The 12,896-nt window shown below is 66.3% G+C and carries 10 protein-coding genes; 5 read left to right on the top strand and 5 right to left on the bottom strand.

The features are described from left to right. The first annotated feature begins 143 nt into the window (after positions 1 to 143). Genes ACW176_RS08585 through ACW176_RS08570 form a run of 4 tightly spaced genes read left to right on the top strand, consistent with a single transcriptional unit; the run spans position 144 to position 6,304 of the window. Positions 144 to 611: a MarR family winged helix-turn-helix transcriptional regulator gene (locus ACW176_RS08585; protein WP_492111622.1), complete on the top strand. Its 468-nt coding sequence runs from the start codon at positions 144 to 146 to the stop codon at positions 609 to 611. Between the two features lie 19 nt (positions 612 to 630). Next, complete coding sequence (locus ACW176_RS08580) at positions 631 to 2,118, top strand: efflux transporter outer membrane subunit (RefSeq protein WP_492111621.1); 1,488 nt, start codon at positions 631 to 633, stop codon at positions 2,116 to 2,118. A gap of 11 nt (positions 2,119 to 2,129) precedes the next feature. After that, positions 2,130 to 3,206 (top strand): efflux RND transporter periplasmic adaptor subunit, encoded by a 1,077-nt coding sequence (locus ACW176_RS08575; protein ID WP_492111620.1) that lies wholly within the window; start codon positions 2,130 to 2,132, stop codon positions 3,204 to 3,206. Beyond that, positions 3,206 to 6,304: an efflux RND transporter permease subunit gene (locus tag ACW176_RS08570; RefSeq protein WP_492111619.1), complete on the top strand. Its 3,099-nt coding sequence runs from the start codon at positions 3,206 to 3,208 to the stop codon at positions 6,302 to 6,304. Before ACW176_RS08575 ends, ACW176_RS08570 begins: the two co-directional genes overlap by 1 nt. Here the strand turns inward: ACW176_RS08570 and ACW176_RS08565 are convergent. The 5 genes from ACW176_RS08565 to rpsL all read right to left on the bottom strand — a co-directional run bounded on the left by ACW176_RS08565 (position 6,301) and on the right by rpsL (position 11,792). Continuing rightward, the gene (locus ACW176_RS08565; RefSeq protein ID WP_492111618.1) at positions 6,301 to 7,284 is read right to left on the bottom strand and encodes a sensor histidine kinase; all 984 of its coding nucleotides are present in this window, start codon (positions 7,282 to 7,284) and stop codon (positions 6,301 to 6,303) included. The genes ACW176_RS08570 and ACW176_RS08565 overlap by 4 nt on opposite strands. 151 nt (positions 7,285 to 7,435) lie before the next feature. Beyond that, entirely contained in the window at positions 7,436 to 8,626 is a 1,191-nt protein-coding gene (tuf, locus tag ACW176_RS08560; protein WP_419319979.1) for an elongation factor Tu, read from the bottom strand. Between the two features lie 124 nt (positions 8,627 to 8,750). Continuing rightward, the gene (fusA, locus tag ACW176_RS08555) at positions 8,751 to 10,829 is read right to left on the bottom strand and encodes an elongation factor G (RefSeq protein WP_492111617.1); all 2,079 of its coding nucleotides are present in this window, start codon (positions 10,827 to 10,829) and stop codon (positions 8,751 to 8,753) included. 105 nt (positions 10,830 to 10,934) lie between these two features. Further along, positions 10,935 to 11,408, bottom strand: a complete 474-nt coding sequence (gene rpsG / locus ACW176_RS08550) for a 30S ribosomal protein S7 (protein WP_419254133.1) — start codon at positions 11,406 to 11,408, stop codon at positions 10,935 to 10,937. Positions 11,409 to 11,420: 12 nt separating this feature from the next. Then, the gene (gene rpsL, locus ACW176_RS08545) at positions 11,421 to 11,792 is read right to left on the bottom strand and encodes a 30S ribosomal protein S12 (RefSeq protein WP_007661566.1); all 372 of its coding nucleotides are present in this window, start codon (positions 11,790 to 11,792) and stop codon (positions 11,421 to 11,423) included. A gap of 410 nt (positions 11,793 to 12,202) precedes the next feature. Here rpsL and ACW176_RS08540 point away from each other — a divergent pair, with 410 nt between their 5' ends. Then, complete coding sequence (locus ACW176_RS08540) at positions 12,203 to 12,889, top strand: hypothetical protein (RefSeq protein WP_492111897.1); 687 nt, start codon at positions 12,203 to 12,205, stop codon at positions 12,887 to 12,889. Positions 12,890 to 12,896 lie beyond the last annotated feature (7 nt).

The following is a 12,896-nucleotide window of genomic DNA, read 5'->3' as shown; positions in this document are numbered from 1 at the left end:
CAAACCGATCCGGGGGCGGCGCATTCCTAAGCACCTTGATTGCTAAGTTGCTTAGTGATAATTCCCCAGACATGAGTGACGATTCAGGACCGTCCGAATGCGCGCCTCGCGCCGCCTATGCCGACAGGCTGCACGACCCGATCATGCAGCGCCTGAAGGCGATCTCGTTTCTGAACCTCGAGATCGGGAAAAAGATTGGCGAGACCCTGGGGGTCAACGTCACCGACATGGCGGCGATGGAGCTGTTGATCGACGCGCGAACCCTGACCCCCAGCCAGCTCGCCAATCAGCTGAAGGTGACAACCGCTGCCGCCACCCAGATCGTGGATCGTCTGGAGCGGGCCGGCCATGTCACCCGCGAGCGAAAGACCATCGATCGTCGCAAAATCTTCGTCGTTCCCGTGGAAGCATCGGAAGCAAGGGCCTTCGCGCTGCTGGCGCCGATGCTCGACGCCCTGAGCGGCGTGATCTCTGACCTCGAGCCCGCCGAACGCCGCGTCATCGAGACCTTTTTGGACCAAGTCGTCGATATATACCTCAAAGCGTCGGGGCCACCGCCCCTGTGTCCCGAACCGACTGAACCCGATGACGCCTCCCCCACTGTTCTCTAGCGCGCCCGAGTACTGGCAGATGAATCCTAGCAAGACCGGCCCGCGACTAAGGACGGGTGCGAGCATGTCGGCTCTGGCCCTGGCCCTGACGGGGCTGGCCTTGACCGCTTGCGCGACCGCCCCACGCCATACAGCCGAGACCCGCTTGCCCGCCGCCTATGAGGTCATGGCCGGGGCTCCCCTGCCCGACCAGACGCTGGACCGCTGGTGGACGGTGTTCAACGATCCGGCCCTGACCCAGCTGGTGGACGCCGCCCTGGAGCAGAGCCAGGACGCCCGCCTGGCGGCTGCACGTCTGGACGAGGCGCGCGCCGTGCGCCGGGGCCAGGTGCGGCAGCTCTATATTCCTTCCACGCCGCTGACCGGCTCAGCCAGTCGCACCAGCACCGATATCGTCGACCAGAGCGGTCCGGTCGGCTTTACCCAGAGCGGCGACAGCGAAAACTACCGCGCCGGTTTCGACGTCAGCTGGGAGCTGGACCTGATCGGCCGTCGCCGCGCCGCCATGGGTGTGGTCAACAATGATCTGGCCGCCAATCGCTTTGCCTATGAAGGCGCGCGCGCCGCCCTGGCCGCCAATGTCGCCCAATCCTATTTTCAGGCCCGCGTCCTGGCCGTGCAGCTGGAAGACGCTCGCGAGAGCACCCGCATCGCCCGGTCGCTAGCCGATCTGGCCGGAGCACGCGCCACGCGCGGGCTGTCGCCGAGCTCCGACGCCGACCGCGCCGCCGCTGATCTGGCCCAGTCCGAGGCCCAGGTCGCCAGCCTGGAGGCCGAGCTTCAGGTCGCCCGCCGCAGCCTGCTGATCCTGGTCGGGCGCGGAATCGACCCCTTGGACAGCCTGCAGATCCCCGCTGCACTGGCCGATGCGCCGCCCGCGCCCGCCGCCGTCCCCGGAACCCTGCTGGCCCGCCGCCCCGACGTGCGCGAGGCCCAGGCCCGGCTGGCCTCGGCCTCGGCCAATCTCAAGGTTAACGAGCTGGCGATGTTCCCGACCTTCACCCTGGCTCCGGGCATTGGCCTGAGCAAGGCGGTCTCGCCCAGCTTCCTGACGCCGGGAGCCACCTCCTCGACCACCAGCTCGGCGTGGTCGATCGGCCTGGACCTGTCGATCCCCGTGCTGAACATCCCCAAGCTGCTGGCCGATATCAACGCCCAGGATGCGCGCACCGAACAGGCCGCCATCACCTACGAAAGGTCGGTGCAGGCCGCGTTCGGCGAGGCCGAGGGCGCCCTGCTCCAGCTGTCGGCCGACCAGCGCCGGGTCGCCCTGCTCAGCGCCGGCGAGCGTCGCGCGGCCACGGCCTACGAATCCAGCCGCCGCGGCTACGCTGCGGGTCTGACCGACCTGACATCGGCCCTGCAGACCGAACAGTCCTGGCGCGCCGCCCGCACCGCTCTCAGCGGCGCGCGGGGCCAGGCCCTGCAGCGCGCCGTCCAGTCCTACAAGGCGCTTGGCGGCGGCTGGTCGCCCCAAGCCGTTCCCGAAAAAGCCTCTTCGCGATGAGATCCTCCCCGATGAACCGCCCCCTGATCGCCGCCCTGCTCCTGACGACAGCCCTCCTTGCAACAACGGTGGGCCTCGCCGCCTGCGGCGGCAAGAAGGACGAACCCGCCGCCGCCACGGCCGTGAACCAGGGGGCCCGCGCCGTCACCGTCGGCCGCGTCGAAAGCCGCCCGCTGGGCGCCGGGTTCGAAGCCTCCGGCCAGCTGGTCCCGCGCGAGGAGGCCGCCGTCGGCTCGGAACTGGCCGGCTATCGCGTCGCCCGGGTCTATGTCGAGGAAGGGGCCTATGTCCGCGCCGGCCAGCCGCTGGTCCAGTTGGACGACACCCTGCTGCGCGCCCAGATCGCCCAGCAGGCGGCGCTGACCGCCCAGGCCCAGGCCGAGGCCGCGCGCGTCGCCGGCCTGGACGGCCAGGGCGTCCTCAGCCAGGAACAGATCGAAAGCCGCCGCTATGCCGCCAAGGCCCAGGAAGCGGCCCTGGCCGAACTGCGCACGCGCTCGAGCCGCATGACCATCACCGCCCCGGTCGGCGGCCGGGTGCTGGAACGCACCGTACGCCCCGGCGAGATTTCCGGCGGCGCGACCACGCCCTGGTTCCGCATCGCTCGCGACGGCCTGGTCGAGCTGGACGCCGAGGTCGGCGACGCCCAGCTGTCGTCTCTCGCGGTGGGCCAGTCGGCTCAGGTCATGCTGCCCGACGGCCGCTCGGTGTCCGGCGTCGTGCGCCTGATCAGTCCGCGCATCGACGCGGCGACCCGCCTGGGCAAGGTGCGGCTGCGCCTGCCCACCGATGCGGGCCTGCGCCCCGGCGGCTTTGGCCGCGCCATCTTCGCCGCCTCGGGCCGAAAGGTGAAGGCCGCGCCCGAAACCGCCATCCGCTATGACGCCGAGGGCTCGTCCCTGGTGACCGTCGACGCCTCCAACCGCGCGCGCCAAGCGCCCGTCCGCACTGGTCAACGCGGCGGCGGCTGGGTGGAACTGCTTGACGGCCCGCCGGTCGGCTCCCGCGTGCTGCTGGGCGGCTCGGCCTTCACCCTCGACGGCGATCTGGTCAAGCCGACCGACGCCAATGGCAAGGCCGCTCGCTGATGGCCAACGTCCGCATATCCGCCTGGTCGATCAAGAACCCGATCCCGGTCGCGGTCCTGTTCATCGCCCTGATCCTGGCGGGCGTCGCCAGCTACATGATGCTGCCCATCAAGCAGTATCCCAACGTCTCGTTCCCGCTGGTGGCGGTGACCATCACCCAGAGCGGCGCGGCCGCCGGCGAGATGGAAACCCAGATCACCCGCCAGGTCGAAGACGCCCTGGCCGGCATCTCCAACGTCAAGAGCATCCGCTCCTCGGTCGTGCAGGGCGTCTCGACCACCTCGATCGAATTCGAGATCGGCGAGGACCTGCAGAAGGCCACCGACGAGGTGCGCTCCAAGATCGACCAGTCGCGCGCCCTGCTGCCGCGCGAGATCGACGAGCCGATCGTCCAGCGTGTCGACCTGGATTCCCTGCCGATCATCACCTACGCGGTGTCTTCGCCGTCCATGACGATCAGCGAGCTGTCCTGGTTCGTGGATGACACCATCAGCCGCAGCCTGCAGGGCGAAAAGGGCGTCGCCCAGGTGGCCCGGGTCGGCGGCGTGGATCGCGAGATCAACATCGTCATCGATCCCGACCGCATGGCCGCCGCTGGCCTGACCGCGCCGCAGCTCAACGCGGCCCTGGCCAGTTTCAGCGTCGACGCCCCGGGCGGACGACTGGCGATCGGCGCCCGCGAACAGACCGTCCGCGTGCTGGCCGCAGCCCGCACTGTCGAGCAACTGCGGGCCGTGACCATACCCACCAGTGGCGGGCGTTTCGTGCGCCTGACCGACGTGGCCGAGGTCGGCGACGGCGCCGGCGAAGCGCGCTCCTTCGCACGCCTCGACGGCCGCCCCGTGGTGGCCTTCCAGGTCAGCAAGACCAAGGACGCCAGCGACGTGCGCGTCGAGGACGGCATCAAGATCGCCATCGAAAAGCTGGTCGAGGCCCACCCGGACGTCACCTTCACCAAGATCTATTCGATCGTCGACGACACCCGCGCCAGCTTCGAGGCCACACGGACCACCCTGCTCGAAGGCATGCTGCTGGCCGCTCTGGTGGTGTTTCTGTTCCTGCGCGAATGGCGCGCCACCCTGATCACCGCCATCGCCATGCCGATGTCGCTGATCCCGACCTTCATCTTCATGGCGATCATGGGCTTTTCGCTCAATGTCGTGACCCTGCTGGGCCTGACCCTGGTGATCGGCATTCTGGTCGATGACGCCATCGTCGAGATCGAGAATATCGAAAAACGCATCGCCGCCGGCGAGCGTCCCTATGCGGCGGCCATGGTCGGCGCAGACGCGATCGGGCTCGCGGTCGTGGCCACCACCTTCACCATCGTGGCGGTGTTCGCGCCGGTGGCCTTCATGCCCGGCATTCCCGGACAGTTCTTCCGGGAGTTTGGCCTGACCGTCGCCGTGGCGGTGCTGTTCTCGCTGGTCGTGGCGCGTCTCCTGACGCCGCTGCTGGCCGCCTATTTCCTCAAGCCGGCCACCAACCCGCACCCGCGCAAGCCGTTCAAGGGCCTGTACCGCAACGTGCTGGAATGGTCGCTCGACCACCGGATCGTCGCCTGCATCATCGGCGGCGTGATCTTCGCCTTCTCGATCTTCATGGCCAGCAATCTGCCCGCCGGATTCCAGCCGCCGGCCAACAACAACTACTACTATCTCAAGGTCCAGGGCCCGCCGGGCGCCACAGCGGCCGACATGGACCGCGCCGTCCAGTCGATCACCAAGCTGTTCAAGGCGCGCCCCGAGACAGCCCACGTCTTCGCCCAGGTCGGGTCGGTGATCGCCGCCAGCGGTCCCGGCGGCGGCTCCGGCGGCAGCGACCTGCGCGACGGCACGGTGACCATCGTGCTGCATGACGAGCGCGAGCTGCGGGTCCCCGAGATCAAGGCCCTGATGCGTGACAAGCTGCTGGAACTGCCTGACGTCCGGGTCAACCTGCTCAGCGATGACGGCTCGGCCGAGGTCTCCACCATCCTGACCAGCGAAGACGGCACGGCGCTGGAACGCGCCGCCCTGGCGCTGGAACGCCAGATGCGCGGCTTGAAGACCATCGCCGACCCGCGCCCGGCCTCGCCGCCCAGCGGTCCGGAAATCGTCATCCGCCCGCGCACCGATGAAGCGGCCCGTCTGGGCGTCTCGGCCGCCGACATCGCCGCCGTCGCCCGCGTGGCCACGGTGGGCGACATCGACGCCAATGTCGCCAAGCTGACCGACGGCGAGCGCCGCCTGCCGATCCGGGTGCGCCTGCCCGACAACATTCGCGGCGACCTGGCCCAGATCAAGGCTCTGCAATTGCCGACCGCATCCGGCGGCTATACGCGCTTGGACGCCGTGGCCGATGTCGAGTTCCAGGCCGGTCCCGCCAAGATCGAGCGCTATGGCCGCAAGCGTCAGCTGACCACCGAGGCGGATCTGCAGCCCGGCGTCGTGCTGGGCTCGGCCACCGCCGAAGTCGACAGCCTGCCGATCATGAAGAACCTGCCTGCCGGGGTCGAGAAGGCCACGGGTGGCACCGAGGAGGCGATGGGCGAGCTGTTCGGCGGCTTCGCCATCGCCCTGCTCTCGGCCATCTTCCTGGTGTTCGGCGTCATGGCCCTGCTGTTTGGCAGCTTCTTCAAGCCGATCACCATCATGTCGGCCCTGCCGCTGGCCATCGGCGGCGCCTTTGCGGGCCTGCTGGTCTGCGGCATGAGCATGTCGATCCCGTCGCTGATCGGCCTGCTGATGCTGATGGGCCTGGCCGCCAAGAACTCGATCCTGCTGGTCGACTACGCCATCGAGGAGGAACGGGCCGGCAAGCCTCAGCGCGACGCCATCCTCGAAGCCTGTCGCGAACGCGCGCGTCCGATCATCATGACCACCCTGGCGATGATGGCCGGCATGCTGCCCACCGCCCTGGGCATCGGCAAGGGCGCCGAATTCCGTCAGCCCATGGCTGTGGCGGTGATCGGCGGCCTCATCACCTCGACGGTCCTGTCGCTGGTGCTGGTGCCGGTGGTCTATGAGATCATCGACGACTTCGAAAACTGGCTGAAGCCCAAGCTGGCCCGCTGGACCACCCCGCGGGAGGCGCCCGAAAAAGCCCCGGTCGTCTAGTCGACCTTGGCGACGTAGGTCAGACGACAGACCGTCCAGGTTCCCTCGCGCTGCATCTCGAAGCGGCCGCCCAGCTGACCGGCCATGGCCCTGACGATGCGCAGGCCAAGGCTCTTGGACTGGGCGGGGTCAAACCCCGTAGGCGGCCCGTCGCCATTGTCGCGGATGGTCAGGACATGTTCGGTCCCGGTCTGGTCCAGCCGGACCGCGACAGCGCCCTGGCCACCGCCGGCAAAGGCGTGCTCCAGGGCGTTGTTGAAGCATTCCAGCACCACCAGCGTGACCGGCGTCGACTGGTCGGGATGCAGCGGAAGATCGCCGCCCTCCAGCTCCACCCGCACCTGGCCGCCGGCAGCGAGGTTGGCGTCGTTCAGAAGGCTCATTGCGAAAGCCCGGAACGGGATCGGGTCGCCGACCTGATTATGGAGTTCGCGCTGGATGCGGGCGATGGTTTCGATCCGGCCACTGGCCTCGGTCAGGGCGTGACGCGCGTCGCCGTCGGTGACCCCGGCCGCCTGAAGCCGCAGCAGGGCGCCGACGACCTGGATGTTGTTGCTCACCCGATGATGCAGCTCGCGATAGAGCAGCTCCTTGCTCTCGGCCAGCCGCTCATAGCGCTCGCGCTCGTTCGACAGCTGCCGCATCGCTGTGCGCATGCCGTCGATGAAGAAGATATCGACCGCCACCACGAACCCGTAGAACAGCAGAGCGACGCTCGTCGCCAGCGTAAACTGGAACCCGTTATACGGCGGCGAGAAGAAGTAGCCCGCGCCGACAATGGACAGTACAGCGCACAGGATCGCCGGGCCGGAACCGGCGAAATAGGCCGTGATGACCACGGCCGGGAAAAAGGTCACATAGGGGAAGCCGGGCGGAAGCCAGTCGTTGATCGCGAGACGCACGGCAAACGCCAGCAGCGCGGCCAAGCCGGCGAGCCCGTACCTCGATGCCCGCTTTTCGTGGAGGTCTCGCCAGTCCATCGTCCGTTCCCCAAACGTCGATTGGGCACTCCCCCCAATGACCGGCCGCGTCAAGCCGCCAGCTAACATGGCCTCAGCCCCCAAAGCAAAAGGCCCCGGCGTTTCCGCCGGGGCCTTCGCTTAGATCAGCTTGTCGCTGAAGATCGGTCGACTACTCGACGATCTTGGCAACCACGCCGGCGCCGACCGTGCGGCCGCCTTCGCGAATGGCGAAGCGCAGGCCCTGGTCCATGGCGATCGGGGTGATCAGCTCGACGTCCAGCTCGGCGTTGTCGCCCGGCATGATCATTTCCACGCCTTCGCGCAGCTTGATGATCCCGGTGACGTCCGTGGTGCGGAAGTAGAACTGCGGGCGATAGTTGGTGAAGAACGGGGTGTGACGGCCGCCTTCTTCCTTGTTGAGGATATAGGCCTCAGCCACGAACTTGGTGTGCGGGGTGATCGAACCCGGCTTGCACAGCACTTGGCCGCGCTCAACGTCTTCGCGCTTGGTGCCGCGCAGCAGAACGCCGACGTTGTCGCCAGCTTGACCTTGGTCCAGCAGCTTGCGGAACATTTCGACGCCCGTGCAGGTCGTCTTCTGAACCGGACGGATGCCGACGATTTCGACTTCTTCGCCGACCTTGACGATACCCTTTTCGATACGGCCCGTGACCACGGTGCCGCGGCCCGAGATCGAGAACACGTCTTCGACCGGCATCAGGAACGGCAGGTCCAGCGGACGCGCCGGCTGCGGGATGTAGTCGTCAACCGTCTGCATCAGCGCCAGGATCGACTCTTCGCCGATCTTGGGGTTGCCACCGTCGATGGCGACCTTGGCCGAACCCTTGGTGATCGGAATGTCGTCGCCCGGGAAGTCATACGACGAAAGCAGCTCGCGCACTTCCATCTCGACCAGCTCGAGCAGCTCTTCGTCGTCGACCAGGTCGACCTTGTTCATGTAGACGACCAGGGCCGGAACGCCGACCTGACGGGCCAGCAGGATGTGCTCGCGGGTCTGGGGCATCGGGCCGTCGGCGGCCGAAACCACCAGGATCGCGCCGTCCATCTGCGCGGCGCCGGTGATCATGTTCTTCACATAGTCGGCGTGGCCGGGGCAGTCGACGTGGGCATAGTGACGGTTGGCCGTCTCATATTCCACGTGGGCGGTGTTAATCGTGATGCCGCGGGCCTTTTCTTCCGGCGCAGCGTCGATGTCGGCGTAGTTCATCGCCTTGCCGCCGCCGGTCTTGGCCAGCGTGATGGTGATCGCAGCCGTCAGCGTCGTCTTGCCATGGTCAACGTGACCGATGGTGCCGATGTTGCAGTGCGGCTTGTTACGTTCGAACTTTTCCTTGGCCATTTTTCTCTACCTTAGGACCCCAGAGGGGCCTCAAATTAATGGGAATTTCTGGGGTTCTTGTTGAGAGGGCCCCTAACGGAGCCCTCTCTGCTTCCTTCGTGCAGGCTTTTCCCGAGGGAAAAAACTACGCGTACTTCTTGATCACTTCGTCGGCGACGTGTTGCGGCACCGGCTCGTAGTGATCGTATTGCATGGTGAACTGGGCGCGGCCTTGCGACATGCCCCGCAGGGTGTTCACGTAGCCGAACATGTTGGCCAGCGGCACGAAGGCGTTAACCACCGTGGCGTTGCCGCGCATGTCTTGACCCTGGATCATGCCGCGACGGCTGTTCAGGTCGCCGATGACCGAACCCAGATACTCTTCCGGGGTCACGACTTCGACGGCCATGATCGGCTCGAGCAGCTTGGGAGCGCCCTTTTCGCGCAGTTCCTTGAAGGCGGCGCGCGACGCGATTTCGAACGCCAGCACGCTGGAGTCGACGTCGTGGTACTTGCCGTCCGTCAGGGTGGCCTTGAAGTCGATCAGCGGGAAGCCGGCCAGCAGGCCGTTGTCCTTGACGGAGTTCAGACCCTTTTCGACGCCCGGGATGTATTCCTTGGGCACCGCGCCGCCGACGATCGAGTTTTCGAACACGAAGCCCGAACCGGGCTCGCCGGGTTCGAAGGTGATCATGACGCGGGCGAACTGGCCCGTACCGCCGGTCTGCTTCTTGTGGGTGTAGTCGATGTCGACCGTCTTACCCAGGCTTTCGCGATAGGCAACCTGCGGCGCGCCGATGTTGGCTTCGACCTTGTAGGTCCGCTTCAGGATGTCGATCTTGATGTCCAGGTGCAGCTCGCCCATGCCCTTCAGGATCGTCTGGCCGCTTTCGAAGTCGGTCGAGACGGTGAAGGACGGATCTTCGGCGGCCAGCTTCTGCAGGGCGACGCCCAGCTTCTCCTGGTCGGCCTTCGACTTGGGCTCGACAGCGATTTCGATGACGGGCGCCGGGAAGATCATGCGCTCCAGGATCACCGGGGACTTCAGCGGATCGCACAGGGTATCACCGGTGCGGGTGTCCTTGAGGCCAGCCAGAGCAACGATGTCGCCGGCGAAGGCTTCCTTGATGTCTTCGCGGTTGTTGGAGTGCATCAGCAGCATGCGGCCAACGCGCTCGCGCTTGTCGCGCGTGGCGTTGAGCAGGCCCATGCCGGTTTCCAGCTTGCCCGAATAGATGCGGCAGAAGGTCAGCGAACCGACGAAGGGGTCGTCCATGATCTTGAACGCCAGAACCGACAGCGGCTCTTCGTCCGAGGCCTTGCGAACGATTTCTTCTTCGGTCTTGAAGTCGATGCCCTTGGTCGGCGGGATGTCCAGCGGCGACGGCAGGTAGTCGACAACGGCGTCCAGCAGGGTCTGCACGCCCTTGTTCTTGAAGGCCGAGCCGCAGAGGATCGGATAGAACGCGCCGCTCAGCACGGCCTTGCGGATGCAGTTCTTGATGGTCGCTTCCGAGGGCTCTTCGCCGCCCAGATAGGCTTCCATCGCTTCGTCGTCCATTTCGACGGCGCATTCGACCAGATAGGCGCGGGCCTCGACGGCCTTGTCCATCAGATCGGCGGGAATTTCTTCGTCGCGGAAGTTGGCGCCCAGGGCGTCATTGTCCCAGACGACGGCCTTCATGCGGACCAGGTCGACCAGGCCGCTGAGGGTGTTTTCCGAGCCGATCGGGAACTGGATCGGAACGGCCTTGGCGCCCAGGCGGTCGCGGATCGACTCGACCGACTTGTCGAAGTCGGCGCCGATCTTGTCCATCTTGTTGACGAACACGATACGCGGAACGTTGTACTTGTCGGCCTGGCGCCAGACGGTTTCGGTCTGGGGCTCAACACCGGCGTTACCGTCCAGAACGGTGACGGCGCCATCCAGCACGCGCAGCGAACGTTCGACTTCGATGGTGAAGTCGACGTGGCCGGGGGTGTCGATGATGTTGAGGCGCTTTTCTTTCCAGAAAGCGGTCGTCGCGGCGGACGTGATCGTGATGCCGCGCTCTTGCTCCTGGTCCATCCAGTCCATGGTCGCGGCGCCGTCGTGGACTTCGCCGATCTTGTGCGACTTGCCCGTGTAATACAGGATCCGCTCGGTCGTCGTCGTCTTCCCGGCGTCGATGTGCGCCATGATGCCGAAGTTACGGTAGTCTTCGATTTTATGCTGGCGGGCCATGATGGAGCTCTGCGAAGCGCTGCTGTGAGGCAGGGACATTTAAACGTGCGGCGCGGGCGGTTTATCGCAAACCGCCCGCGCCTGAAAGAGTGCTGGTAAGAAAGGTTACCAGCGGTAGTGCGAGAACGCCCGGTTGGCTTCAGCCATCTTGTGGGTGTCTTCGCGCTTCTTCACCGCGGTGCCGCGGTTGTTGGAAGCGTCGAGCAGTTCACCGGCCAGCTTCTCGGTCATGGTGTTCTCGCCGCGCTTGCGCGCAGCGGTCACCAGCCAGCGGATGGCCAGGGCGCGACGACGGTCCGGACGGACTTCCACGGGCACCTGATAGGTGGCGCCGCCAACGCGACGCGACCGGACTTCGATCGCCGGGGCGACGTTGTCCAAGGCGGAGTGGAAGGTTTCCAGGGGACCCTGGTCCTTGCGCTTGGTTTCGATGATGTCGAAAGCACCATAGATGATGTTTTCGGCGACGGCTTTTTTGCCCTCGTACATCACATAGTTCATGAATTTGGTGACCACCAGGTCTCCGAACTTCGGGTCCGGCAGAACTTGGCGTTTCTCGGCGCGACGGCGGCGTGACATGCTTCTTTTTCCTTACTTCGGACGCTTGGCGCCGTAGAGCGAACGACGCTGCTTACGATCCTTGACACCTTGGGTGTCGAGGACGCCGCGCAGGATGTGATAACGGACGCCGGGCAAATCCTTGACGCGGCCGCCGCGGATAAGCACCACCGAGTGCTCCTGCAGGTTGTGGCCTTCACCCGGGATGTAGCAAACGGCTTCAATGCCGGTGGTCAGACGGACCTTGGCGACCTTACGCAGAGCCGAGTTGGGCTTCTTCGGGGTCGTCGTATAGACGCGGGTGCAAACACCACGGCGTTGCGGGCAGCCCTTGAGGGCGGGCACCTTGTTCCGGACCGGCTTAGGCTGGCGCGGCTTACGGATGAGCTGGTTGACGGTAGGCATTAAGTCTCTGCTCTGATGGAAGCGTGTGCCTGTCGGCCGAGGCGCTTCGGGTCCTAGTCATGTATTCCGGCTTGCAAGGCTCCAGATGGAGACCCGATAAACACGAAACTCGCCGGGACGCGGAAAGCGTTCCGGCGGGCTATCCGTCGGTAGGGGACGGGCGCTTATCAGGACGGGCGCAGGGCCCACCTCGAAAGAGCGCGGTATTTACTCGCGAAGTCGATCCGCGTCAACGCCGGTGATTGCGTCGGTTAACGAGGCCTTAAAGGCCACGCTTTCGCCACTTCCGATGGCGAGGCTGCGGGCGTTGTAACCCTTCTGTCGAATGATCTGTGACCTTGCCAACGGCGCGCTCCAACCCAATCAGACCGAGCGCTGTTCTGGCCGGCTCCCTCATCGCCCACGGACTGGTGCTGGCCTTGTTGGCCTTCCCCCGGATCGAGGCCTTTCCTGACCATTCCAACGACGAAGACGCCCTGACAGTGACCCTGGAGCGGATCGACCGGACGCCGGAAGTCCAGACCGACGCCCCGCCCGCCAGCGAGCCCGGCCAGATCCCGGCGCGAACGCCCCGCGCAGTCTTTCGCTCGCCCGTGGCGCCGCTGATGGTTCCGGGCCTGCCGGCCGAGCCGCGGCGCGGAACAGCCCCGCACCCTGCCCCCCTGCCGGAAGGTCCCAAGGGCGACCTGCGCGCCGCCCTGCGCGGCAGCGGCGTAGGCTGCGCCAATGGGCGCGCGGTCGGGCTGAACCGGCGGGAGATCGAGACATGTCAGGAGCGTTGGGGGGCGGCGGCGCGCAACGCTCCGGTCTATGCCAACGCACCGGTCAGCGCCGGGGCGGCGATCGACTTCCGTCAGCAGTCGCTCGCCCAGGAAGCCAGTCGCGCCTACAGGGAAAGCCCCATGGGCGTAGGCGTGGATCATCGTAGCCGCGACGGCCCGGGCAGGGCCAAGGACATCCCCTTCGTCGGCGGTCTCGAGCAGGACGGGCTGGGCCGGCCCCGCGACGCGCGCGGCCAGGAGCTCTATCTGCTGGGCAAGGCCAAGCAGATAGAGGCCGCGCGCGCCAAGGCCCGGCGGGAGTCAGAACAGCGTTGACGGGCGT

Source organism: Caulobacter sp. FV1ye13L (genome assembly GCF_058681155.1).
This window is presented reverse-complemented; position numbering and strand designations above follow the sequence as displayed.